At 57.4% G+C, this 23,603-nt stretch carries 26 protein-coding genes; 8 read left to right on the top strand and 18 right to left on the bottom strand.

The window, feature by feature from the left end:
• Positions 1-23: 23 nt before the first annotated feature.
• The 8 genes from OK438_07915 to OK438_07880 all read right to left on the bottom strand — a co-directional run bounded on the left by OK438_07915 (position 24) and on the right by OK438_07880 (position 10,279).
• Entirely contained in the window at positions 24-524 is a 501-nt protein-coding gene (locus tag OK438_07915; GenBank protein MDA4125351.1) for a hypothetical protein, read from the bottom strand.
• A 28-nt stretch (positions 525-552) separates the two neighbouring features.
• Positions 553-3,507: an MMPL family transporter gene (locus OK438_07910; GenBank protein ID MDA4125350.1), complete on the bottom strand. Its 2,955-nt coding sequence runs from the start codon at positions 3,505-3,507 to the stop codon at positions 553-555.
• Positions 3,508-3,568: 61 nt separating this feature from the next.
• Positions 3,569-3,880, bottom strand: a complete 312-nt coding sequence (locus OK438_07905; protein ID MDA4125349.1) for a Rieske 2Fe-2S domain-containing protein — start codon at positions 3,878-3,880, stop codon at positions 3,569-3,571.
• Between the two features lie 37 nt (positions 3,881-3,917).
• Complete coding sequence (locus OK438_07900) at positions 3,918-4,613, bottom strand: nucleotidyltransferase family protein (GenBank protein ID MDA4125348.1); 696 nt, start codon at positions 4,611-4,613, stop codon at positions 3,918-3,920.
• Between the two features lie 163 nt (positions 4,614-4,776).
• A complete protein-coding gene (locus OK438_07895; protein ID MDA4125347.1) occupies positions 4,777-5,598 on the bottom strand; it encodes a hypothetical protein in 822 nt (273 codons plus the stop codon).
• A 13-nt stretch (positions 5,599-5,611) separates the two neighbouring features.
• Positions 5,612-8,401: a hypothetical protein gene (locus OK438_07890; GenBank protein ID MDA4125346.1), complete on the bottom strand. Its 2,790-nt coding sequence runs from the start codon at positions 8,399-8,401 to the stop codon at positions 5,612-5,614.
• A gap of 644 nt (positions 8,402-9,045) precedes the next feature.
• Positions 9,046-9,624, bottom strand: a complete 579-nt coding sequence (locus OK438_07885) for a hypothetical protein (protein ID MDA4125345.1) — start codon at positions 9,622-9,624, stop codon at positions 9,046-9,048.
• Between the two features lie 391 nt (positions 9,625-10,015).
• Positions 10,016-10,279: a hypothetical protein gene (locus OK438_07880; protein MDA4125344.1), complete on the bottom strand. Its 264-nt coding sequence runs from the start codon at positions 10,277-10,279 to the stop codon at positions 10,016-10,018.
• 486 nt (positions 10,280-10,765) lie between these two features.
• Between OK438_07880 and OK438_07875 the strand changes: the two genes are divergently transcribed.
• The 8 genes from OK438_07875 to OK438_07840 all read left to right on the top strand — a co-directional run bounded on the left by OK438_07875 (position 10,766) and on the right by OK438_07840 (position 15,241).
• Complete coding sequence (locus OK438_07875; GenBank protein ID MDA4125343.1) at positions 10,766-12,001, top strand: translation initiation factor IF-2 subunit gamma; 1,236 nt, start codon at positions 10,766-10,768, stop codon at positions 11,999-12,001.
• A 3-nt stretch (positions 12,002-12,004) separates the two neighbouring features.
• Complete coding sequence (locus OK438_07870; GenBank protein ID MDA4125342.1) at positions 12,005-12,370, top strand: hypothetical protein; 366 nt, start codon at positions 12,005-12,007, stop codon at positions 12,368-12,370.
• Positions 12,371-12,416: 46 nt separating this feature from the next.
• Complete coding sequence (locus OK438_07865; protein MDA4125341.1) at positions 12,417-13,202, top strand: NAD+ synthase; 786 nt, start codon at positions 12,417-12,419, stop codon at positions 13,200-13,202.
• A gap of 72 nt (positions 13,203-13,274) precedes the next feature.
• The gene (locus OK438_07860; protein ID MDA4125340.1) at positions 13,275-13,859 is read left to right on the top strand and encodes a DNA-directed RNA polymerase; all 585 of its coding nucleotides are present in this window, start codon (positions 13,275-13,277) and stop codon (positions 13,857-13,859) included.
• Between the two features lie 11 nt (positions 13,860-13,870).
• A complete protein-coding gene (locus tag OK438_07855; GenBank protein ID MDA4125339.1) occupies positions 13,871-14,056 on the top strand; it encodes a DNA-directed RNA polymerase, subunit E'' in 186 nt (61 codons plus the stop codon).
• 13 nt (positions 14,057-14,069) lie between these two features.
• Positions 14,070-14,582: a DUF359 domain-containing protein gene (locus OK438_07850; GenBank protein MDA4125338.1), complete on the top strand. Its 513-nt coding sequence runs from the start codon at positions 14,070-14,072 to the stop codon at positions 14,580-14,582.
• Between the two features lie 44 nt (positions 14,583-14,626).
• Positions 14,627-14,971: a hypothetical protein gene (locus OK438_07845; GenBank protein MDA4125337.1), complete on the top strand. Its 345-nt coding sequence runs from the start codon at positions 14,627-14,629 to the stop codon at positions 14,969-14,971.
• 39 nt (positions 14,972-15,010) lie between these two features.
• Positions 15,011-15,241 carry a 30S ribosomal protein S27ae gene (locus OK438_07840; GenBank protein ID MDA4125336.1) on the top strand — a complete coding sequence of 77 codons (231 nt, stop codon included), beginning with the start codon at positions 15,011-15,013 and terminating at the stop codon, positions 15,239-15,241.
• Here the strand turns inward: OK438_07840 and OK438_07835 are convergent.
• From OK438_07835 to OK438_07790, 10 genes are all read right to left on the bottom strand, one after another.
• Positions 15,238-16,812 (bottom strand): hypothetical protein, encoded by a 1,575-nt coding sequence (locus OK438_07835; protein MDA4125335.1) that lies wholly within the window; start codon positions 16,810-16,812, stop codon positions 15,238-15,240. The two genes, OK438_07840 and OK438_07835, sit on opposite strands and share 4 nt — an antisense overlap.
• 47 nt (positions 16,813-16,859) lie before the next feature.
• Positions 16,860-17,543: a hypothetical protein gene (locus tag OK438_07830; GenBank protein ID MDA4125334.1), complete on the bottom strand. Its 684-nt coding sequence runs from the start codon at positions 17,541-17,543 to the stop codon at positions 16,860-16,862.
• A 41-nt stretch (positions 17,544-17,584) separates the two neighbouring features.
• A complete protein-coding gene (locus tag OK438_07825; protein ID MDA4125333.1) occupies positions 17,585-18,043 on the bottom strand; it encodes an Lrp/AsnC family transcriptional regulator in 459 nt (152 codons plus the stop codon).
• A 94-nt stretch (positions 18,044-18,137) separates the two neighbouring features.
• Positions 18,138-18,497, bottom strand: coding sequence for a 30S ribosomal protein S6e (locus OK438_07820; GenBank protein MDA4125332.1), 360 nt, complete (start codon positions 18,495-18,497; stop codon positions 18,138-18,140).
• Between the two features lie 35 nt (positions 18,498-18,532).
• Entirely contained in the window at positions 18,533-20,326 is a 1,794-nt protein-coding gene (gene infB / locus OK438_07815) for a translation initiation factor IF-2 (GenBank protein MDA4125331.1), read from the bottom strand.
• A 29-nt stretch (positions 20,327-20,355) separates the two neighbouring features.
• On the bottom strand, positions 20,356-20,775 hold the full coding sequence (gene ndk, locus OK438_07810) for a nucleoside-diphosphate kinase (GenBank protein ID MDA4125330.1): 420 nt from the start codon (positions 20,773-20,775) through the stop codon (positions 20,356-20,358).
• On the bottom strand, positions 20,772-20,954 hold the full coding sequence (locus OK438_07805; protein MDA4125329.1) for a 50S ribosomal protein L24e: 183 nt from the start codon (positions 20,952-20,954) through the stop codon (positions 20,772-20,774). The genes ndk and OK438_07805 overlap by 4 nt, the downstream gene beginning before the upstream one ends.
• Before the next feature lie 134 nt (positions 20,955-21,088).
• On the bottom strand, positions 21,089-21,304 hold the full coding sequence (locus tag OK438_07800) for a 30S ribosomal protein S28e (GenBank protein MDA4125328.1): 216 nt from the start codon (positions 21,302-21,304) through the stop codon (positions 21,089-21,091).
• Positions 21,301-21,681: a 50S ribosomal protein L7Ae gene (gene rpl7ae / locus OK438_07795; GenBank protein ID MDA4125327.1), complete on the bottom strand. Its 381-nt coding sequence runs from the start codon at positions 21,679-21,681 to the stop codon at positions 21,301-21,303. Before rpl7ae ends, OK438_07800 begins: the two co-directional genes overlap by 4 nt.
• Before the next feature lie 157 nt (positions 21,682-21,838).
• Positions 21,839-23,563, bottom strand: coding sequence for a glutamate--tRNA ligase (locus OK438_07790; protein MDA4125326.1), 1,725 nt, complete (start codon positions 23,561-23,563; stop codon positions 21,839-21,841).
• Positions 23,564-23,603 lie beyond the last annotated feature (40 nt).

Genomic DNA, 23,603 nt, shown 5'->3' with positions numbered 1-23,603 from the left:
CTACTTAAGTTTCGTGAACTTTGTCAACGCTTCGCGGTGTGTCCTTCCTCTTTCCACTTCTTCTCTAACAACTCCCCGATGACCGCGACCGCCTTCCGGACTTCGCGATCCATGGCGAGGGGGTCGTAACCCTTCGGCGCAGGGTAGTCGAGGAATTTCTCGTTGGGGTCCGTGCTCAGGAAATCCTTGCTCGCCTCGTAGATAGACATCAGGGCCCCACCATCCAGCCTTTGGAGTTCCGACTTCCAGGAGTGGTGGAACCCCTTCTCGGAGACGAAGGTTACTTTGACGTCTCCTTCCGCCTCCTTCTTGACGTCTTCCCAGAATACCTTGTCGAATTCCCCTGCTGCCACCTCTCCCGACTTCAACTTCTCAGAGTAGGACTCGATAAGCGTCCTCACGACCTTGGCCGACGTTTCGAAATGGCCCGCGATTTGCAGATCTGTCAGCCCAACCTGCGACAGGTAGTAGTAGCCCTCCTCCAAGATTTCCTCGCTGACCTCCGGGTCGGGAGAAGGGGACATTCTAACCGTACCGACCTACTTCGAAGTATTAAGCCTGAGCAGCCTTTTCGTTCCCCTTCTTGAAGAGGGCGTGGGACCGGTTGAGAAATGGAATCGGACTGTACCAGTTCCATTTCCCGACAGTGGACATTACCGCAGGGACAAGGTAAGTCCTTACTATTAGTGCGTCTATGAGAATCGAATATGCGAATGCGAAGCCAAGTTGCTTCAGGAATAGGTCGCTTGACAGCATGAGGGCCCCCAGGGAGCCCGCCAGGATGATCGCGGCTGCGGTGATGATCCCGCCGGTCTGCTCGATGGCACTCACTATTGCGTTGTTAAGTGGTCGCCCCTTGGTCGCGTCCTCTCTGATTCGCGTAAGGATGAAAACGTTGTAGTCCATTCCCAGCCCGAGCAGGGTGACAAAGAGGAAGAACGGGGTGATGAAAAGTATCTGGTAGTTGAAGTAGACCTGGAAGACGAGTCTTGTCGCTGCCAAGGTCCAGACAATGCTCATCAGGACGGAGAAGACCGCGAAAATCGGGAGAAAGAGGGAACCGAGGACAACCAGCAATACTAGGGCGACGCCTACTGCCACCAGGGGTACAACGGAGTTGAACTGCGCATCGAAAACGTTCTTCGTATCTAAGATCGAGCCGGAGGCCCCTCCAATGTAGTCTCCGGTCACTCCTGCCACCTGGTCAAAACTGCCATGCAGGTACTGGCGCATTGACTGGGCGTCCGAAATCGCCGCCGTCGAATATGGATCTATGCCGAAGTTGACTGTAATGAGGGCGGTCTTGTTGTTCTGCCCCACCGCTCGAAGTATTGATGAGAAAGTCCTGTTGTCTGCCGCTCTTGAAAGCGCGAGGTTGGAATATGTGACCACCAGCCCGTTCGGTCGGGTCGGTCCTGTGACGTTTCTGACGTCACTGATCCCTGAGATGTGTGTAGACATCGCTTCGAGCGCCCCCATTTCAGTAGAATTGAAACTTCGACCGACGACCAGGGGCTGGCTGAAGGTGACCACCACGTAGGTCGGGAACAGCCTCCCCCCGCCGAAGGCCGAGGTAAGGTGGCTCGACGCTGAAAACGACTCGAGATTCGTAGGAGCTGCCGAGAGGAAATCGTAGGTCGGGGTGGTAGTACTGTATACGTAGACTGCTGGGACAGTAACGATGATAGCCAGGACAATCAGAATCTTGGCCCTCTTTACTGCGAACGCGCCGCTCCTAGAGAAGTATCCCCTCTTCTTCTCGAGCTTGGACAGGACAGACGCGGAGTAGCGGGCGAACCTCTCCCCAGAGTTGGGCCAGAAGGTCCTCCCTCCGACGACCCCGACTATGGCAGGGACCAGGGTCAGGGCGACCGAAAGGGCGACCAACACTCCGAGGCCTACCACAAACCCAATAGTCCTGAGGAATGTGACCGTCGTCAATGTAAGTGCGAGGAAGGATATTATCACAGTCGCGCCACTGGTGGCGATGCTCTCACCCGCCCAGGTGACCGAGGTTTCGACTGATTCCTGGACTGACAGTCCGTTCATCCTCTCCTCCCTGTACCTTGCGATCACGAAGACGCTGTAGTCGGTCCCGACACCGATCAAGATTGTGAGGAGCACAGTCGGTACGGTGAAGTCGACCTTTGCCACGAATTCGCCCACGAGCACGATAAAGACCTGCGAAATCCCGAGGGCGACCCCGATTGTCCCCAGGGTGATGAAGGGCGTCAGGACGGAGCGGAAGAAGAGGCCGGTGGCTATGATTAGGAGAGCGATTGTCACTGGGAGTATGAGGGCGAGGTCGGCCTGGGTAGAGTTCCCGAAGTCGTAGGAGATGGCGTCCCCACCGGTGACTAGTGCAGACTGGACTCCGGAGGCGGAACCAGCCTCCGTCACGGCCGAATGGGCGATTGACCGTACCGCGAGGATGTTGCTGTTCGATGAGAGGTTGAACCCGAAGGAGACTATGGTGGTGTCTCGCCCCGGCGAGACGAAGGAGGAGATTAGCGTGGAAAGGTCCTGGTCTAGCCCGTACCTCGACGGCTTCCAAACCATGTTCCCCGCAAGGGCGTCGAGGGTGCTGTTGACATAGCCTCTTCCCAGTGAGTAGGTAGAATTGACGAACTTCGTCGAGAGAGAGGTCTCGTTTGCGAGATACCCTACGGAGAACTTCGAGAGGCGTGAGGACGCCTGAGTCTGATTGTCTGAAAGGAAGTCGCCTAAGGTTACTGATTCCAGTACTGCCTGGCTGAAGGCTCTTGACTTGGCCGCATGGGTCGCCAGGTACGAGGCGTCGGCGGTTTGGGCGGATTCAGTAGCCCGCGCCAGCAGGCTTACGTTCGCATTCGCGGGGTTAGTCCAGCTCGAGACCCACGAGGAATAGAACGATGAAAGAACGCGAGAAGAGTAAAGGGCATAAGCTGTGGAGTTAGCGCTGTTGAGTGTTGTTGCGGCTGTGCGGTTGGCAACGGCGTTGGCTTCAGTCACGTTATAAGTCGAACCAAAGGCCTTCTCCCACGCTCCGAAGTAAAGGGCCGGCACTCCAAGCAAGAGTCGGCTCGTCCCGTTCGCACCCTTCAGAGTCGAGTAGACAGCCTTGTTGACGCTCGTGATTGCGGCGTAGAGCGGGGAGAAGACGTTGGCCGTCTGATTGAGCCCGACTATGCTCGAGTTGGTCTTCACCGAGGCCAGGATGTGCCTAATCAGGGTCTGGGTGGCCGGAGAGGAGACGTTCGCGCCCGATATGACAACGAGAAGTGAACTGTTCGGGACTGTCTTCCCGAATTGAGTCGAGACGAGGTCGTCAGCCTTGACGGATTCGAGGTTGCTGCCCGTAGCCGAGCCCTGCTGGAGTGATTCGTACTTTGCGGCGTTCTCGATTATCGGAATCAGCGCGAGGAGGACGACGAGCCAGGCGATGATGACATACTTCCTTCTGCGGTAAACGACGCGCCCAAGCCTCTTGAAAGGTGTCGAGCTAGCCTTACTGGGGCCCTGCTGCAATAATCGGCCCGTCCATTTATCCTATAAGAAGAATGCGGGAGTGACTGATGGAGAATCTTGACTAGCGTTTCTTCACGAAGAGGACCTCGCCTTCGGCCTTCACATCGTATACTGGCTCGTCCTCCAAAGGCTCGTCAAAAACCCCCTTCCCGGTCTTGATGTCCCAAACCGTCCCGTGTCCCGCGCAGGTGACGGTCGTGTCTTCGAGAGTGCCTTCTGACAGGTCCCATTCCTCGTGCTTGCAGATGGCTCCGATTCCGTAGTACTTACCGTCGACGTTTGCGATGAGAACCGACTCCCCGTCCACCTCCACGGTCATCATCGACCCGGGAGGAACCTTCGAAGCTTCGACCGCCTTCCTGAACTCACTCATGCGTGGGGAACCGTGCCAGTCTGGACAAAATCTTTCTCTATCGAGCCTTCGGCATCGATTCTTCGAGTTCCTTCAGGTCTTTTATCGAGTCGAGGAACCACCAATCCCCGTAGTGAGGATAGGACAGGAGTTCTCCGTGGCTAACCAACTTCGGGAATGTCTCTCTTTCGATGTCGCCTTTGTCAGGAAGGGACTTCATGACCTTTCGCGCGTTGAGAACGTAGACTCCGCCGTTAATCCAGACGTCAGGGAACACGGGCTTCTCCTCGAACCCCCGGACCATTTTCAACTTGTCTATCTTGACGACACCAAACCGGGAACGGTAGGGGACCACCAGCATCGAAGCTGTCATGTCTCCCGCCTGCCTGTGTGCATCAATCATCCTGCCAAGCGGTAGGTCGGTGATGATGTCGCCGTTGGCTACCACAAGCATGGACTCTGATTGGTGCATTGACGCGGCCCGCTTGATGGCACCGCCAGTCCCTAATGGTTCCTGCTCAGGCGAATATTCAATTGGGGTGCCTTTGTAGCTTGAGCCGAAGTGATCCTTGAGTCTCTCCCACTTGTAACCACAGGCGAATGTCACAGAATCGATTCCGCCTTCTTTCACAAGCCAATCGATTTGGTATTCTGAGATTGGCCTTCCCCTCACCTCGATTAGAGCCTTGGGTTTGTCGTCGGTGAGCGGCCTCAGCCGCATCGCCTGCCCGCCAGCCAAGAGTATGGCTTTCAATTCGAGATGACCCGGCAAAGTAGTGGCAGCCTTGGAGAGCTCATAAAGACTTCGTAGTGCGCCTCTGTATTTCTCTTCCATTAGGTGGCGGCATGAATGATTTAGGCGTGCGGAGTATCGTCTGGTTGTCCTGAAAAGAAAAAGGATGAAAGATATCCTAGCTCTAGGATATCTTTCTAACTAATATTGCCAGTTCGAGAACTAAGGTGATTGCTGCTAGGACTGCAACTACCAGCACATACGTCTGTGTACTAGACACAGCGTTGTTTGCGTTGGTTGCCGCGGTCTGTGCTGCTGCTACCTGAGTACCCAAGGAACTTACTGCAGTGTTGATGGTACTGACTTGCGATGAGATGCTCGTTAGAGAGTTCTGCATCGTGGTCAGGGAGCCGCTCATTGCTGTGAGCTGGCTGTTGATGGATGCTATGGAAGTGCCGAGAGTTGCGACTGAAGCCTTCAAGGCGGCGATGTCAGACGCCTCAGTGGCGTCCTGCGCCGTCAGAGTATTCAGTTTGGCATTGAGGCTGCTGTTCATAGCTGTGAGTGAGTGCTCAATCTGGGTTAGATTCCCCAAGACGTTGAGGAACGCCCTCGTCGAGTTGTAGGTTGCCGAAGATGTTGCTGAATATTGGAACGTGGTTGTGCCCGTTGCGCCGAGTGAATCAGTGGCCGTTACTGTATAAGTCCCTGACGTCCAGAAGCTCGAGCCGCCGACCGCGGTTGAGTAGGAGAACGCTCCAGATGCGACTGGGACGTTTCCGACGTCTACCGGTTGGCCGGATGGGTTCTTGACGGTGATACCCACATTGTCAGCTTGGCTTGGAGCAGGGCTTACTGTGCCGGAGATCGTGTAACTCTGGGACCCCTTGTAGCTGCCGCTAACGGGGCTGGTGAACGATATCGTACCAGCGGCGTTGACAACTATAGGAGACAGGACCAGAGTCAGTGCGATCGCGACTGCGGCGATTGTTGGGAGTGATTTCATGTTGGCCACTTGATTAGACGGTGACGGTGATTGTGCTCGTAGATGATACGGAGAGGTTGTTCGTGGTCCACACGAAGACGTTGACCGTGTAGCTTCCAGATGGCAGCGGCGCCAACAGTGGCGCGAAGGCTGATCCGGATGCTCCCGCAGCAAGCGTCAGTCCGCCCGTGGAGACTGCCACGGTTTGACCCGCGGAGTTCTTCCAGACGGCGAACATTATCAAGCTTTGCGAGGATGACCAGCCGTTAGTGTATGTGGCCGAGATGCCAGTGTAACCGCCGATGGTTGTCTTGGATGGCGAGCCGCTGACGACCACTGAGGTCGCGAAGGCGACTATGATAGTGACTGAAGCGGACTTGGTGTTGGTTATTCCCGAATAGCTGCTCGCAGACACCTTAACGGTCGAGGTCCCTGATGGGATCCCGCCAATGGTGACTGTGAACGAGCTGCTGGAGCCAAGAGTGTTTGTACCTGTGACCGTTATCGCCGATGCCGCAATCGCGGTACCGTTGTACCACGCGTGGATAGACGAGACGTTCAGGTCACCCTGGGCCGAGACTACTGTCACAGCCAGCGGTGAGCCGTTTGAGAGGCTTATCGGGGCTGTTGGGAATGTGATGGTTGGTCCTGTTGGATCAACGAGTACGCTTAGTGGTGAGCTTGTGACTGTGTTTGAGTGGCTGTCGGTGGCGTTGAAGGTGATGCTAGTGAGTCCGGTGGACAAGGTGAGTGGAAGGTTGAATGTCGCCTTGTTCATGGGGCTGAATCCAGCGACGTATTGGTGGGCGCCTCCAGCGATGGAGTAGCCGACAGATGCAATCACGTCACTGACTGGATAGCCGAGCGATGAGTTGGCTCCTCCAGCGAACTGCACGAAGGTCCCCTTGGAATAGTAGACCCCCGCGGTCGCGGTGGGAGCGGTGAGCAAGAACGTAGGTGTCTTGCTGACTATGGTGACTGTCTTCATTCCGGTCAATTGGTGGCCGCCGACTACCGCACTAGCAGAGAGCGAGACCGTTGAACCGGAAGAAGGCATGGTCCAGGCGATTGAACCGTACGAGGTTCCTGTGGTAGATCCACCTGGTTTGATGTACACGGTTGTCGCTCCAAGCAGTCCAGCCGACGCTGAGAGCGTCACCTGGAGCTGGTTGAGCCCCGTGTAAATGACGAAGTTGCCATAGGCGTCTTGGAGCTGTACGTCGACTTGAAGAGTTAGTCCAGCGACTGAATGTGAAGTTGGCTGTGTGAATATCGCAGGGATGGTGCCTGCACTGGTGAAGTAGGTCCTAACGGCGAGTGCCGCGGCTGCAGCAACGGATGTCGTAGTGACACCTATTGTAGCAACAGGCGCCTGCCAGTTGGGTACTAAGCCGTCGATGGGCTCGTTGTTGCTTGCGGAGAACCCTGTGCTTGCGGGGGTATTGGCGTCGGTGTCGATTGCGAATGTTGCCTGTGCGCTACCGTAGGTCCCAGTCTTTGTCGAGGACACGATTATCGTTTGCAGGCCATTCGAGAATGTACCAGCGTAGCCGGCGGATGAGGTACTCAATGTGAAGTTCACCGGAACTCCGGCCTGGGCGTAGGTGAGGTTGGCGTAAACTATTACGCTCCCGCCAGCCACCACTGCCGCAGGGTCGGTCGCCACAGCCACTGGGTCATAGACGTGGACAGTGCCCACGCCCCCTAGGGCTGAGGTGATGAGTTGAGTGCTCGTCGTTCCAGCTGGAGTGAAGGCGACTGTATTGAATGTACCATGGAAGGCTACGTTGATCACGTTAGCAAAGCCATAGGTTCTAGATTGGAAGTAGGCGAAGGGAATGGGGAAGGATGAAATTGCACCGCCCGGACACGCTGTCAGTGGTGCCAGATTGTTCCCGGATCCATCTTGCCAGTTGCCGCCATTGCTGCACGACAGAGTCGTTGCAAGGTTGAATACAGCGTCAGAAGCATCGAACATACCTCCCGATCCAGCAACGATTCTGACTGACCATGCCGTCAGGCCTGCCACGTTAAGCAGAACCGGATTGCTGAAGGCATCCGTCAGGCTGATGCTGAAGAAGGCGCCGGCTTCTGTGGCTCCAGAGAATGCAGTTGCGAAATGATTCACCGTCGTACCGGAGTTGATAATGTAGTGGTTGCCGCTTGTCGCGTCGGTGCTAGCGAAGGAGATCGATTGCCCTGTTGGGGCACCCGCCACGGTGACGATCGTGGAAGCGTCGGCACTAGAAACCGCGGAAGTCCCTATCGTCGCAGTGGGGATTCCGGTTTTTGCGTGCGTTTCGCTTGGCTGGTAGGTCGTGCTTGCTGTGCCGTCAGAAGCAGTTGTGCTCGACGCAGCAGCGAAGCTTGATGGATATGAGGCGTCAGCAGCACCTGTTCCCGCGTCTGACCAGTTTATTGTCAGGCCGGCTTGTACTGGTGCCACCAAGACAGAGACTGCGTAGACCGCCGTCCCTGCTGTGTACTGTACATTAGTGTTTGTACCACCTGGGGTCACGGTTATCGCAACCGTTGTCCCAGCTGCCATTACCTGGACACCGAAACTTGGGCCCACATAGAACGCTGCGGATGATGCATCCTGCACCGTTGTGGTGAACGTGCCCGAGATTGGGTGGGTCGCGGAGGCCTTTGGAGTAACGGTGACACCCAGACTATCGGTACTGCCTGGGTTTATCGTTGCGCCGCCCGCTCCATAGGTGAACTGACAGGCTCCCGACGCAAATGTTACTGCGTTGAAGAGCACGCCAGCAGCACATCCAGTTATGGTCCAGCCAGATGGAGCAACTAGGTTTATGCCAGTCAAGGCATATGAGTTGGATGACGGGTTAGTGACTTTGAACGTTAGGGCTTGGCCCGCCGCTCCGAAGATTGGGTTTGGAGTTTCATGAGATATGGTTGGTAGAGAAGAGTTTGAAGCATGAACTACTGATACCGCCGGCACTAGGACGACGAGTCCTGAAAGCGCCAACAGCGCCAGTATAGTTCCTGAGCTAATTTTCTTATAATACGCATTCGTATACGTATTCATGATATTTTCAAGAAAGCCTTCGCGTCCAAGTATATAAAGGCGGTGGATAAATCGTCCATTTCTACTCCTTTGGCCCGGAAGGACCCGGAATACCGCTCGTCTAGCAGCCGGGCAGAGGAACAGAGCAGATACAGTTTCCAAGTCTTGATTCCAAGTCCACTTTCTCCCCAGCAGGCCGATGTTGCGTCGTTCTGCTCGCACAGGAAGCGAAACCCAGACCGAATCAGGTATCTCGCCCTCTTCAAGGCCCAGAATTCGGGCCTTTTACTTTGCGGTTCTAAACTTCTACCTCGGGGGGTCGTCGCAACCTGATTTTGCAACGGCTGAGCTGAGAAACAGCGCCGAAACGCATGATTCTGCCTCGATAGCACTCCGGCAGATGTCTCTCATCCAGCTCTGAAGCGGGATCCCTCACAATCTTATGCTACGTTCACAGTCATCGTTGCTCCAGTGTCAGGGATGGTTACGATCAGTTTTTCCGAGACCGTGAAGACCCGTGTGTAGTTCTGCCCAGGAGACAACATCACGTTGAACATACTGCTCTTCAGCTGGACCGCACGAACAGTCGTGTCAATCCAGACCAGCGGAGTTATCCCACTCTTTGCATTGACCTGCGTCACGTTGAACCCAGGTCCGTTCACCCCGACGATAACCGGAATGGGGACGTAAACACCCACCGCATAGGCGCTGGTCCCTCCGAGGACTGTCACAGTCTTGGGGGGTGGCGACCAATACCACTGAAGGTCACCATACGTTACCGTGTACGGGCCCGGCTTGACGCTTAGGCTGAACGGGGTTTGTTTGGTGGCGCCGGAGACCGTTGCTAAGGCCGAGATAAAATGTGACGATGACCCGTAGGAGCTCTGTGCCTCGACTACGAGCGTTCCGTTCCCGCTTCCCAAGTTCTGATAGAGGCCGAACAGGATTACAGCCACCAGGAGAACCACCGGGACGAAGAAGGCCAGGTTTCCGAACCTCTTCTTACCTCTGCGCTTCAAGGGGAACTTCTTCGAGACATGGAACTATAAACGGTTTGATAGGAAAGGCGATTTTGTCCACCCCTCGTACGAGCAATGATAACCAATTTCGTGCCGTCATGAAAGTCAGAATTTGTCCCGCAAAGTCCCACTTTTGGCGGTCGAATCGAACAGACCAGTCCCACTTTCTTCATATCCAACGGCACCGAAAGTGGGTTCTGTGCAAAATAGGTGGCGCAACTTCTTCTGTACAATCTGCGTGGCATAGAATAATGCACGTTTGTTTTGTAAGGATTCGCTTAGAATTCTAAGCGGGCCCGGTGGTATGCGCTTAAGAAATTAAGCGAATCCAATTTCCGAACCGATCGCTGGAGAACGAAGTATCTATGTTGGTTCAATCGCCAGAATGCCGCTAACTTCCCTGAGCGGTTGAGTGATTGGCGAATGCCTTGGGGAAAGTCCTCGGCACGACTAAGTACAATGCGACCATTGATGCAGCAGGAATCGAGAAGAGTAACAGAGTATCAACGGGGGAGTAACTTTGGCAGTTGGTCGTCTCTGGAAAGCACGTGAAAGTAACGGAATTTCCAGCAACCACCACAACTGCTACGTAGATGATGACAAGGACAATCGCGAGGTTCCTCTTTTTCATTTTCTCGCCCCTACCTGAACTCAACAGCAACCAAACGGTGCCCACTAGATATACATCTACTCATGAGAACGCCATTTCCTAGGCAAATGCCACTTGTTCTGTTGTCTTACTCCTATGCCACTTCTGTTGCTCAGAGCCCGAAAGTGCGACGCACTCCCGGTAAGAATGACGCCAGGGGCGATGTATGCATCCCCTTTCCAAGATTCAATGTGCCTGCTCTGGTCCACCTAATTGGGCTTGGAACCGACCAATTGGTGTCAGAATCAAGAGTCTGCCTTTGAGATGGGCGTCATCCCGACTGACGTTCTGCTTTCCACCACAGATACGTTGAGAATCCGGCGGCGGTCGGCGCAGCAAAGAATCTGACGGGATCGCATTCATTCCCGGGACCGAGGTGATCCGTGGGTAGGCCTGTCCGCTTTCAAAGTTCAAACGAAACGCGCGGACTTAAAAAGGTCAGATGAAGAGAGGAGGTTCGATTTGGCGCAGAAGCTCGTTTCAGAGCCCCCCATTGGTCGGCCCCTCCTCCCCAGGCAGCCAGAAGTCAACATCGGCACGGCGGGGCACGTGGACCACGGCAAGAGCACCCTGGTCTCTGCGATCACTGGAGTCTGGACCAGCGCCCACAGTGAGGAGCTCAAGAGAGGGATCACGATCAAGGTCGGCTATGCGGACGCTGCGTTCTACCGGTGCGCCAAGGACTCTCCCCCCGACGCTTTCTCCACGAGCTCTATCTGCCCGCATGACGGCAGGAAGACCCAGCTCCTCAGGGCGGTCAGCTTCGTGGATGCACCAGGCCACGAGAGCCTCATGACCAACATGCTGGCTGGCGCCTTCCTCATGGATGGAGCCATGTTGGTGATCGCCGCCAACGAGCCAGTGCCGAAGCCTCAGACGAGGGAGCACCTTCAGGCCCTCCAGATGCTCGGCATGGACAAGATTGTGATCGCACAGAACAAGGTCGACCTGGTGACCGACCAGGAGGCAAAGAAGAACCTGGAGCAGATAGAGAAGTTCGTGAAAAACACTGTGGCCGCTGACGCGCCGATCATTCCCATTTCCGCCCAGCAGAAGCTCAACATTGACGTCCTGATCGAGGGTTTGGAGGACGCAATCCCCACCCCCAAACGCGACGCGTCGGCCGACTCGCTCATGTACGTGGTAAGAAGCTTCGACGTGAACAGGCCCGGGGACGAGGTCTCCGTCCTCAACGGAGGGGTGCTCGGCGGAAGCCTGGTCCGAGGCGAACTTGTAGAGGGTCAGGAAGTCGAGCTCAGGCCCGGGATGCTAGACGAAAGGAGCTCCAAGTACATCCCGGTGGTGACGAAGGTATCCTCCCTCGAGACTGGCGCAGGAAAGGCACAGAAGGTGGGTCCGGGAGGCCTCATCGCCGTAGGGACGCACCTAGACCCGACGTTCACCAAGGGCGACCAGATGGTCGGGAGCGTTATTGGGAAACCGGGGAAACTGCCACCCATATGGGAACACATCACGCTGGACCTGGACCTGTTCGAGACTGCCGTGGGGTCGGCTGAGCTGGTCAAGGTCGACAAGGTGCGGCCTGGCGAGAACCTTCGCCTTAACCTGGGAACTGCATCAACTCCGGCGGTGGTCACTTCAGCGCGGGTGGACGTGATCGAGGTCGACCTGAAGAAACCGGTCGCGGTCGACCCGGGCATGAGAGCGGCGGTAAGCAGGAGAATCGCAGAGCGGTGGCGGCTTATCGGCTCGGGCGTCCTCAAGTAGCGTTTGAAAGTCATCTTCGACACAAGCTTTCTGATGGCTGTGGTCGAGCGTCCGACCACCTGGTTCGAGGACATGACCGAGATACTAGGGAAGTTCGAGCCAGTGCTCTTGGACTGTGTGAGGGGCGAACTTGGCCTTCTCTCAAGGCGACAGGGGAGGAAGGCCAGGTATGCCTCCGTCGCCCTAACCCTGTCTGATGCCTTCAAGAGCCAATCTTGCGGGGAAGCGAGTGTGGACGACGAAATCATATCGGCGGCAGTGACCAATGATTCTCCGGTCGCCACAATCGACAAAAGACTGGGGCGGATTCTGAAAGCGCAGCATGTCAAGGTGATTGGGCTCAGTTCAGGAAGAGTCACCGTTCGCTAGACATCTGAAAAAGGAGTTAAGGCGCCCGCGCCAAGGTTCAGAGGACATGGCAGGCTACTCCCGTTCGATAGAACCGACGAAGGAAGAAAGGAGGATAACCACCTTCATACGCAAGGTCGTCAGGGATGCAGGAGCCAGAGGAGTGGTGGTCGGAGTTAGTGGGGGGGTCGACAGCGCTCTCGCAGGGTCCCTCTGCGTGAAGGCGCTGGGGCCTCAAAATGTCGTCGCAGCGCTTATGCCATCGAATCACACCCCAAAGAACGACCTCAGGGACGGTGAAGCTCTTGCCTCTCGTTGGGGAGTCGAGACTGTGAGGGTGTCAATATCGCCCCTGGTGGATGCGTTGGACGCAACTGTCGGAGAAAAGGGAGGCAGAATTGCGAAGGCAAATGTGGAGGCGAGGACAAGGATGATTATTCTGTATCTGATCGCGAACAGTAGGGGTCTCCTCGTGGCCGGGACCGGCGACAGGTCGGAGGAACTACTGGGTTTCTTTACGAAGTGGGGCGACGGAGGAGTAGATTTCCTTCCAATCGCCCACCTGTACAAGACCCAGGTGAGACTTCTGAGCAGTTCCCTAGGTCTTCCCAAAAGAATCGTCGACAAACCAGCTTCCCCTCAACTTTGGCCTGGTCATACCGCCGAAGAAGAGCTTCCGGCGGCCTACGAGAAGCTCGACGTCGTGCTTCACTGCCTCTTTGACCTGAAGGTCTCACCGAAGGCGGCGGCCTCCAAGGCGAAGGTGAGTCCCGCGGTTGTGAGGGAAGTGATAGGGATGCACAGGCGGTCGGCACACAAGAGGGCGCTACCCCCGTCGCTGGCCCGGATTTGACAGGGAACTCGTTTCATGCTAACTAAAGATTAATATCGGCTACCCAAAGCGAGGGGCCGTTCCTGAACATTCATGTTTCAACTCGTCAACCTTGAAGACGTAGTCCGCGTTCCACCTGACAAGTTCGGCTCCCCTCTCGAGAAGGTGGCGCTCGACCTCCTGAAGCTGAAGTACGAAAGCACAATCAACCCCGACCATGGGTACCTCATTCTAGTTACCAAGGTCGAAGTGGACAAAGTAGGCAAGATCATCGCCGGAGACGGAGCGACCTACCACAGGGTCAAGTTCGAAGTCCTGTCCTTCTACCCCCTCAAGCAGGAGCTCGTGGAAGGGGAGATTGTCGAGGTGACGGACTTCGGGGCTTTCGTCAGGATCGGGCCTGCCGATGCTCTCCTGCACCTCAGCCAGATAATGGATGACTACCTGACGAGCGATGTGAAATCTGGGATCATCACCGCCTCGCAGAGCAAGCGGTCCCTGAAGGTAGGGAGCAAGGTCAGAGTGAGGATAACCGCGGTCAGCCTTGGACATGGAATCTCCATGGGAAAAATAGGAGTGACCTGCAGACAGCCCTTCCTGGGAGCCCTCGAATGGATCGATGACGAGGTCGCCAAGGCCCAGAAGTCGCGGAAGGTCGAAGAGCGGGCCGCCAAGTAGAGAGAAGAACCTTGAAAGAACTCGCCTGTAGGAAGTGCAAGATATTGACTACAGAGAAGGCCTGCCCCAACGACGGTTCCACTGAGCTAAGCAACGAGTGGTCCGGCCTCATCATAGTACTCAACCCAGAAAAGTCCCAGGTGGCGAAGACCCTAGGAATCACCAAGCCCGGCCGATACGCCCTCAAGGTAAGCTGACTGCTTGCCGAATGTGTACAAGCTACCAGTGACCCTCAGGCCCAGACTCGCGAAACCGCTGGGCCACCTTTACTCGGGGGAGGAGGTTAGGGGCCACTCCTTCGCAGAACTCGTGCGGGATTCTGCTTTCGTAATAAGCGTCGGGGACCGTGTCACCGAAACTCTCGGGGCCATGGGGAGGGCACCGGACGTCCAGGTGGTCGACAGCAAGGAGAACAGGCGTGAGAGGGCGCTCCCAGAAGTTGAGTATGTTCGCCAGATCGATGTGCACAACCCGGCGGGGACGGTGACGGATGAGGCCATCAATGGGATAAGGGAGGCCTTTAGGGGAAATAAGCCTGTAAGGGTCCTTGTCGAAGGCGAGGAGGACCTGCTGGCGATCCCGGCCATCGCGGTCGCACCCGACTCTGCCATGGTCTTCTACGGCCAGCCGGGGGAGGGCATCGTGGCCGTGAAAGTTGACAAGGAGTCCAAGACGAGGAACAGGGTCATCCTCTCCGAGATGGGGATTCCGGAAATACGCTGACCGCGTGTTTGATTTATATCCCCCACGGGGCAGGGATGTTCGACTTGCAGGCAGAGAAGAAATCCGAGTCCAAGGTCCTAGGAAGGTCCTATGTCGAAATGAAACTTGAGGGGAGGGCGGGGAAGCTAACAAGGAAGGAGGCAATCGCCGCGGTCGCCGAGCAGCTGGGCGTCGCGCCCGAGAACATAGGTATAGTCGGCCTGGACGGCCGGGCTGGTACCACCGACGTCTCGGGTAGGTTCTACGTTTACTCTTCGGCGGAAGCAAAGAAGCGAGTCCACCCCAGATATCTCGAGGAGAGGATGCTCACAAAGGAAGAGAGAGAGAAGCTGAGGCAGGAAAGGAAGAAGGCAGCGACGGCCGCACCTCCGGCGGAGACGAAGAAGTAGATGTCAAAGCAACAGCCCGCTCCACCCGCTCCGGCGCCCATGCCAGCCGAGGCTGCACCCGTAGAGGAGAAGAAGCCAGAGAAGAAAGTGAAAGTGAAGGCGCCGAAGAGGCGCATCCAGGTCCACAAGCTCTACAAGGTGGAGGGCGACACCCTGACGAGGCTCAGGAAGGAATGTCCGAGATGTGGCAGGGGGTACTTCATGGCCCAGCACGAAGGCAGGCTCACCTGCGGGAACTGCGGATACACGACGTATACTTCGAAGTCTTAGGAAAACTCGGTCATCAGATCCCTCAGCATCTTCGACATCCCCGGGGTCAGGAAAGGCTGGAAGGGCCTGAAATACTTCTGCCCCTTCGCGGTCGACACCGTCTCCCTGCTTCCCAGGGCGGCGTAGGACCTGAGGAATGCCCTGGCTACCTTCTCCATCGCCTCCTGGCGGTTCGAAAGCTTCGCGGTATAGTACAGGAACTCAGCCAGGTCCCATGCCCTGTCCCCTCCTTGGGAGGCCTGCTCAAGGTCCGTCAGATAGAGCCCCTGGGGCGAGACTACAACGTTACTGGGCTTGGAGTCCCCCAGCGCGATCCCCTCTCCGTGTACCTTCGCCATCAACTCTGCGTAGGCCGAGACGCTCTCAAGCCCCTCCATGCCCCCCTTCAGCAGGTCGTCTATGACGGTAGAGATGGTCGGGCCGGCGACGAACTCCTTGACAAGAATCCTTTCCCCTGGCGCGACCGCGACGATGGAGGGGACGTGGACTCCGATGTTTCTGAGGGCCCTGGTCATGGCATATTCCCTGTCCAGCCTCGCCATGGGCGACATGCTGAACCTGTTGGCCGCTGCCGCCCAGAGTCCGAGGAGGGCCCACTTCAGGGACCGAACGTCCGCATAGTTCTTGACAACCACGGAGGCTTCCCTGTCCCCGTCGCGGAAGCTGTGGACGCGTGTGGTGGAATAGGGCTCGCCGATGTCGCGCTCCCTCATCGTGTGGGAGGAGAACCCCAAGATCATCGCGAGAGTGTTTTCGAGGAGCGAGGCATCCGATATGAAGGCGCCCTCTTCGAGCTCGAGGAGCGAGCGGGGCCTCTGCAGTTCCGGGAGGGGCTCTGGGGCCTCCCTTATCCTCTTGAGCTTCGACTGGGCCTCCCGCCTGTAGACGGAGAGCCCCACCCTACCTGCATATCCATGGACAGCATATTGTGTTACTCCTCTGGTCGTCAGAGTGAAGATAGAATGGACTTTGGTGAAGGCGTCGCCACGCATCTTCTCGGGGACCATCCTTACCCCCTGGTAGCTTTCGGTCAGGAAGCCCCGGGGAGCGATGGATGATGCGGCAGAAGCAAACCCCTGAATGGATTCAGCCCGGTTTTCTCCTGCCTGGGCGCAGCTGTAGGTCTTCACGTAGCTGTAGAGCGCCGGAGGATAGATGGCTGCCCTCTTGGAGAGCTTGTCGAACAGGAAGTAGTCGTAGGGGACGATGAGGTTCCTGCAGAAATCACCGTAGTCCGAGGCGAGTTCGAGGAGCGCCTCAACGATCACCCGCTTCTTGTATTCGAGTTCGGCGGAGCGGAAGAGCTCAGGGTTGCTGATCGCCTCGTGGGCGTTCAGGAGTCTGCCTACAACGAACTCTCCGAGATAAGCCGTCTTGGCGTCCTGCATGAGTAGCTCCTGGTCGACGATCAGGGCCGAGGCGGCGACAGGCTTCTCAACGTACTTGTACCTGACCCCCTCTCCAAACCGCTTCGAGACCACGATCAGGTCGTAGTCCGAGTCGGGGCGAGCGTATCCGGCGACCTTCGAACCGTAGGCAGCAAGACCCACAATTGAAGATGGGTCAACCAGTGATGTGGCGATGCCTGAGAGCAGCGAGCCTTCGTCCTGCGAGAGCCTCAGGATTTCATCTTCTTTTCTATCTCGGCTGCCTTCGCAAGCACATCGGGGTCAAACCTGGCGGACGCCACAGCTTCGATGCCAATCTTGGCTTTCACCTCGGGGGCGACCCAGGTGACTGGAAGGTTCTTCGCTATCCAGGCGTCTCCGGCCTTCTTGTTCAGGCTCGGGTCGGACAGGTTGGGCTTGAACTTCCTGGCTATCAGGGTCGCGAGGGCCTTTTCAGAGAACAGAAGCTTGGCTGGCACAGTCCTTTCGCTGTCCGCAAAGGACGCCTCGTAGAGTGTCGTCGCGCTTTCGTCGCTCATCACGTTGGTCCTGCTAAGCTTCCTGACGAGCTCGACGTAATGCGTGAACTCGTGGGCTGCGACCGCTTCGATCGTACCCTTCGAGCCGAAGGCCACCAGGGCGGCTGAGAACTGGACCAGAATCACCAGGCCACTAGAGGCCACCATGGGAGAGACCCGTGCGTAATGAACCCCTGTCTCACCGTATTCGGCCCCGGACCTCGACAGGGTCAGTGTGGGCTCGATGTAGTAGGGCGGGTATCTTAGTCCGCTCGCCTTCTCCACGCGTGCGACGGCGCCCTGGACGTATTTCATCCGAAGCCGGACCTTCTTTGCCATGGCCCTCGGAACCTTCTCTTGCGCAACCGCCTGGTCGAGAAGGATAAGGGGGTCCACGATTTCGACGCCGGGCTATCGCTCTTAATAATCTTGGGAACTCAGTCCGCGAGTTTGAAGGCTATTGACGGATAGCGCCTGGAGACTTCCATGAAAATCTCTGCGTGCAGCACTCCGGGGATCTTCCCTATGACGTCGTAGACGGCCCTGTGCAGCTCGTCCAGCGACCGTCCTTTCAGGTTCGCGATTATGTCGAAGCGCCCGGTGACTTCGCGGATCAGCCTCACCCCCTCCACCTTCTCGATATCTCCGAGCACGGTCTCCCGCAGCTTCGGGTCGATGTTGAGGCCTGCGAGGGCGCCCGCCTTCATCCCGAGGCTGTCCTCGTTCACTATCACGGTGAACTTCTCTATGACCCCCCTCTTCTGAAGCCGCTTTATCCTGCTGTAGGTGACGGAAAGGTTGACGCCCAGCTGCTTGCTGAGCCTTGGGACGGAGACCGATGCGTCCTGATATAGAGCGGAGAGAATCTGCATATCGATGTTGTCGAGCCTTGCCATGATACACTTCTTCTGGATTTGGGAAGCCCGCGCTGATATTTTTGCTTTTCAGCCGGATTGACCCGAGCTCACGGGACTGCCTATGTCTGGAGGACTACGCTACCGCGGATTTCGCTTCTACCCGCACTGCGTTGACCTGGTAGACCTCTTCACTAATCGTGCCGCCCCTGACCAACTTCCTCTTCTTCGAACCTTCCTCCTTCGACTTGTACCCGATTCCCCTGCTCATGAGGACGTACTTCTTCCCGCTCCCTAGGACGTCCCCCCTCATGGGAAAGCCTGCCTTGTCGCTCCCGCCCGTTATCTTGATCGTGCCGGTGAGGCCAAGAGAGGTCGCGTCCAGGACTTCGCCGACCTTGCGACCCAAAAGGGGTTGGGCGGTCTCGTCCTTCAGCTCCTGCACTTCCGACTTGCCCGTCTTGGCGTCTGAGAGGACAAGCTTGAACGAAGCCATTTCAGGGCCTCCGAATTTTCCGTGGATATAAGCCCTTAGAAGCCGAACATGGGGTCGGTCTTAGATCTTATCTCGACTATCTCCTCCAAGGCCTGGCGCTCGTCCTCGGTCATGGAGCCCAAGAGCTTCTTCCTCAGGAGCCTGGCTTCGTGGCTCTTAGGGAGGGTGTAGAGGATGTCGTTTTCCTTCACCTGCCTTCCGAGGGTGGGGCCGTCCACGGAGACCGCGACCTTCTCTCCCTGCTTTGCCTCGGTGATTGGCTTGCCCCCGTCCTGAACCTGCTCAACGAGGCCGATATCCTGCCCCTCCTTGGACATCAGCTTCACCTTCGGCTTGAGGATCCCAGCCTGAACCTCTACCCCGAAGACCGCTGGGTCGTTCCTCCGGAAGAAGGTCCCGGGGATGACCTTGAGCCTGCAGGGGCGGGTGAGGTTGGAGAGGGCTGCCTTCTCGTCGGCCTCCTTCTTGGCCAGGGACCAGTTGACGTAGTTGTCAATCACTTCGTAGATTATGCCTGAGACGAAGATCGGCGTCTGGCCGACGAACTCCTTCGCCTCCGGGAGCACTTTGGAATCGAAACCGAGGATCGCTCCGAGGTAGGGGTCGTGCTCCCCGACCACCTCGGCGTCGACGATGTCGTTCTTCGAGATGTCTCCGATGTCTGCCTGCCTGACCGGTACGCCCCTCTCTTCGAGCATGCGGAGGAGGGCCTCGAGGCCTCCGACGCTCCCCGCCTTCACGATGACCCCCATGTTGTCCGTCCTGACGACTATGCTGGAGAGCTCCTTCTCCATCTCGGTCTTGAGCGCCCGGAACTGTCCGTCCGTCCTGAACGACGCCACGGAGGTTCCAGCGACCACCCCCTCAAGGTCGGCAGAGACTAGCTTGACCCCCGCCGCCGCGTAGACCACGTCGACGGCTGTGAACTTGTCCCTGGGGTCCCGCATCTCGTCCAGGGCCTTCGGCATGAACAGGGCTTTGACCTTCGACTTAAAGGCCCCGTCCTTCCTCACGAGGGCTACTGAGTCCCCTACTTTGAGCCTCCCCTCGGTGAGGATCACGTTGGCTGTCTCTCCGATACCGGTCTCTTCCTGCATTTCGAGGATGATTCCCCTACCTCCAGGCGCGTTTTCGACGACCTGGAGCTTGCCCTTCAGGAAGTGCTGGGAGAGTCCGATGAGTACTGCGAGGAGCTCTGGGATGCCAGTCTTGGTCCTCGCGGAAACCGGGACCACGGTCACCTGCTCGCGGAATTCTTTGACCCGGTAGTAGGCGTCCGACTGGAACCCGAGCCTCGAGAGCCCCCCCACCACGTTGTACAGCCTCTCCTCCAGCTCGTCGTTCCACTCTGGGGGTTGATCCTTGAGGACGTTCAGGAGCGCGCCCTGGCTCCCCTTCTTCCACCCCTTGATCATGTCGATCTTGTTCAGCGCTACCAGAAATGGGACCTTCCGCTGCTTCAGGATGTCGATGCTCTCGAGGGTCTGGTTCTCGAGGCCCTTGAGGACGTCGACGACCACGATGGCTATGTCTGCCGCGGACCCGCCCCTTAAGCGTAGGTTGGAGAAGACAGCGTGGCCAGGAGTGTCGATCATGAGGAGCCCCGGGATCTCGAAGCCTCCACCTGCCCGAGAAAGGAGCGGACCGCAGATCTGCTCGAGGGTCTCCAGCGGGAAGAAGCTGGCCCCGATTTCCTGGGTTATGCCTCCGACCTCGCGCGCCTGGACTGCCGTGCCACGCAGTGCGTCCAGAAGACTGGTCTTGCCGCTATCGACGTGTCCCAGCACTACGGCAATCGGCTGGCGCAGCCGTGGTTTCGGTTCCGGCATGGTCCATCAACTCTCCCGGTATTTCGCCCTCACCCATTCGACTTGCCGAAGAAGGCGGCCTGCTCCTTGGTAAAGCTCTCCGTCGAATCGGACGCGTGTATCGCGTTGTCGGTCAGGCCGAGCCCGAGGTCGCCTCGTATCGTGCCTGCAGCCGCCTCCCAGCTCTTCGTCGCCCCTACCATCCTCCTCACGGTCGCGACAGCGTCTCGCCCTGAGAGGACCGCGCCGACCACGGGTCCCGAAGTGATGAAAGTAACGAGTTCCCCGAAGAAGGGTTTGGCGCTGTGGACGCTGTAGAACTCCTGGGCCTGGGCCTTGGTCATTCTGAGCATGTGCAACTTCTTGACGGCGAAGCCCTTGGCTTCGAACCTCCCTATGATCTCCCCGACCAGACCCCGCTTCACAGCGTCGGGTTTGACTACGATGAGTGTGTCTTCAGTTTCGGTCATTGCTCCCTGCCGCTCCTTGCCCACTTAAGCTTCCGCGGGTCGCGGCCCAGCTTCAGCTCGTTAACCTTGCACTTCGAGGAGCAGAAGGACAGAGTGGAGCCGTCGTTCTTTACGAACATGATGCCGGCGCCGAGGCGAACCTCTTTGCCGCAGAAAGCACATTTCTTTGGAACATACATCTCAGACTACCGCACCCCTTTCCTTTCATGGCCTTTGAATCTTGGGATATAAAGCCGTCTGTAAATCGCAGCTCGTCGTCTCTCCAATAGATGGGGTTGGGAGTGGCGGAGTTGGACCAGTAAGACGTGGAGTGTCACTTGAGCTTTCGGGCTTCGCGCTCCGTTTCTCTCAAAACGAGTACGTCGGCAAGCTTGATCGGACCCTTGACGTTCCTGGTAAGGATTCTCCCCTTCTCTTTGCCTTCGAGTATCTTAACGCGCACCTGAGTTATCTCTCCAGCCACGCCGGTCCTGCCGACAATCTGAACAACTTCGGCCGGGGTTAGGGTCTCGACTTCTCGCTTGCTCATGCGGGCTTCTTCAGCCTCGCCAGCTCTTGGGTTACCTGTTCCAGAATCTGGGCTCCTTCACCCGCGTCCAGGACCGCGGCAGAGGCCGTCGACACGTCGATGCCTATGGCTGGCCCGATCTGGTCCTTCGAAGGGACGAAGACGAACGGAATCTTCCGCTCCTCGCAAAGAATCGGCAGGTGGGCGACCACTTCGGGGGGCGTGACGTCTTCCGCGATCACCACGAGTTTGGCCATCCCTCTCTCGATTGCCTTGGTGGTCTCGTTGGTCCCCTTGCGGACCTTCCCACTGCGTGACGCCTGTCTCAGGACCTCGTAGGCGGCCTCGGCCACTTCCTTCGGGGTTTCAACTTTGACGTAGTAGGGCTTAGGGGTCATCTTCTCGTATCTCCCAGACCCGCCTTTCGAGACCCCGTTATAAATAGAATGGCGAAAACCTAACCCTTTCGGCCAGTGGCAACAACATCCTAATCGATTGGGCCCGCGGATAAATGCCAACTCCAATCTTCTGGTCTCAATCGCTCTCTGCCTACAATTACCTGCTCGTGAGGATGCAGGTGCGCGGGGAGTCTACCCTGCAGAACCCCACTCGTGGAAACTGGACGATTTCACCGATTTTCAGCCTGTCGAATGCGGCCTCCGCAAGGCCTGTGGTCGTCCTTAGGCTGTCCTTGCTGAACGAGCCGTCGTCGCCGAACAGAAGGCCCGGCTCAATGAGCTTCACCTCTACTCCATCGTCGGTCACCCACTGGACCTTCCTCATCTCCCTGACGAGAGCTTCACCAGAATACTTGGCGGCTGGCTTCCCTCTGCCAGGCTTGAGTTCGACGTTGTAGAGGTCCATCAGCCTGAACTTCTGCCCCTTCAGGGCCTCCAGGTCGCTCTTCGAGACGAAGAACTTCCCATCGGTCTCGATCACCCTGTGCCCGAGGTCCTTCTCTGGGTGGAAGGGAATGGCTGCGTCTCTCTTTGGCGCTCCGTGTACCTTGAGCTCCACCGGGTCTGGGACGAAGAAGACCCTCTTTGACACAGGGTCCAGGAGTTTCCTGTTGATCGAGAGGAGGATGCTCCAGTCATATTCGTGCTCGGTCTTGGTGTAGCCGACGTGGACGGTGAACTCACGGATGGCCTCGGGGACGATCCCCCTGCGCTTGACTCCTTCGACGGTCGGCATCCTCGGGTCGTCCCATCCTGAGACGAGCTTCTGCTCGACCAGGGGCCTGAGGAGGCGCTTCGCAACCGGGGTCCCCTTGAAGTTGAACCTCGAGAACTGGATGACCTCAGGACTCCTGAAGGAGAGGGCATCCCTGATCAATTGCTGCAGTTCGTTGCGGAATTCGGAGCTCCGAAGGATGTGAGTTATGCCGCACATCTCGTCTTCGACCGCGTTGGCCAAGTCGTAGGTCGGCCAGAGGGAGTACCTGCTCCCTGTGAGGGGATGAGGATGGTCGATCACACGGAAGATGTTTGTGTCGCGCAGGGAGTAGTTCAGGTTCTGCATGTCCCCCTTGAACCTGATGACGTATTCCCCCTCCTTGTGCTTCTTGGCCAGGAGCTCGTCCCAGACCCGGAGGTTCACCTCCACGGATGAGTCTCTGTGCTCGCAGGCCGTCCCTTCAAAGCGCAGTTTCTTGACCTTCTCGGCGTCGCAGGAGCACGCGTAGGCTTTGCCCTGCTCGAGGAGCTTCCTTCCGTAGGAGTAGATGACCTCCATGTCGTCGGAGACGCTCTTCTCGTGGTCCCACTGGATCCCAAGCCACTTTGACCCCGTCCGGAAGGACTCGTAGTAGCGGGGGGCGACCTTGCGGGGGTTGGTGTCCTCGAAGCGGAGCCAGAGCTCCCCGTCGTACTCCTCCTTGTAGAGGTAGTTGATGGTGAAGGCCATGGCGTGGCCGACCGTCATGAATCCCGAGGGCTCCGGTGGCAGCCTGAAGGCGGTCTTGCCTTTCACCGCGTTCGCGAGCGGGGGGAGCTTCCTGACCTCCGGGGGCCTGGGCCCCGTGACCAGGGCCGCGGGGTACTTCTTCTCCAGCGTTTTTGCCTGCACCGGACCAGACATCGAGTTGACCCTCCGAACGACCGAGACCACCTCCTTCGAGACCTCGGAAGGGTTCGACCTCAATTCGGGGAACTCGGCCAGGACCCGACCGATGACGGCGCCGACCTCTGCCTTTCCACCGTGCTTTGTGGCGTTCAGCAAGGCCCCTTCCTCGATGGAGGAAAGGACCTTCTCGGACAGCTGCGGCTTCTTGTCTACCATTCCCGCTCTACTGCGAAGCGGGCGAACTGCTCGAGGAGCG

This window comes from Nitrososphaerota archaeon, from assembly GCA_027887005.1.
In the GTDB taxonomy this organism is placed as follows: Archaea; Thermoproteota; Nitrososphaeria; order Nitrososphaerales; family Gagatemarchaeaceae; genus UBA183.
This window is presented reverse-complemented; position numbering and strand designations above follow the sequence as displayed.

Excerpts from the sequence above, each read along its gene's own strand:
- OK438_07825 (MDA4125333.1), bottom strand. The coding sequence starts at position 18,043 with ATGGCAAGGCTCGACAACATCGATATGCAGATTCTCTCCGCTCTATAT.
- infB (MDA4125331.1), bottom strand. The coding sequence starts at position 20,326 with ATGCCGGAACCGAAACCACGGCTGCGCCAGCCGATTGCCGTAGTGCTG.
- OK438_07915 (MDA4125351.1), bottom strand. The coding sequence starts at position 524 with ATGTCCCCTTCTCCCGACCCGGAGGTCAGCGAGGAAATCTTGGAGGAG.
- OK438_07860 (MDA4125340.1), top strand. The coding sequence starts at position 13,275 with ATGTTTCAACTCGTCAACCTTGAAGACGTAGTCCGCGTTCCACCTGAC.
- OK438_07805 (MDA4125329.1), bottom strand. The coding sequence starts at position 20,954 with ATGTATGTTCCAAAGAAATGTGCTTTCTGCGGCAAAGAGGTTCGCCTC.
- OK438_07895 (MDA4125347.1), bottom strand. The coding sequence starts at position 5,598 with ATGAAATCACTCCCAACAATCGCCGCAGTCGCGATCGCACTGACTCTG.
- OK438_07820 (MDA4125332.1), bottom strand. The coding sequence starts at position 18,497 with ATGGCTTCGTTCAAGCTTGTCCTCTCAGACGCCAAGACGGGCAAGTCG.
- OK438_07800 (MDA4125328.1), bottom strand. The coding sequence starts at position 21,304 with ATGAGCAAGCGAGAAGTCGAGACCCTAACCCCGGCCGAAGTTGTTCAG.
- OK438_07865 (MDA4125341.1), top strand. The coding sequence starts at position 12,417 with ATGGCAGGCTACTCCCGTTCGATAGAACCGACGAAGGAAGAAAGGAGG.
- OK438_07790 (MDA4125326.1), bottom strand. The coding sequence starts at position 23,563 with ATGGTAGACAAGAAGCCGCAGCTGTCCGAGAAGGTCCTTTCCTCCATC.
- OK438_07840 (MDA4125336.1), top strand. The coding sequence starts at position 15,011 with ATGCCAGCCGAGGCTGCACCCGTAGAGGAGAAGAAGCCAGAGAAGAAA.
- OK438_07905 (MDA4125349.1), bottom strand. The coding sequence starts at position 3,880 with ATGAGTGAGTTCAGGAAGGCGGTCGAAGCTTCGAAGGTTCCTCCCGGG.
- ndk (MDA4125330.1), bottom strand. The coding sequence starts at position 20,775 with ATGACCGAAACTGAAGACACACTCATCGTAGTCAAACCCGACGCTGTG.
- rpl7ae (MDA4125327.1), bottom strand. The coding sequence starts at position 21,681 with ATGACCCCTAAGCCCTACTACGTCAAAGTTGAAACCCCGAAGGAAGTG.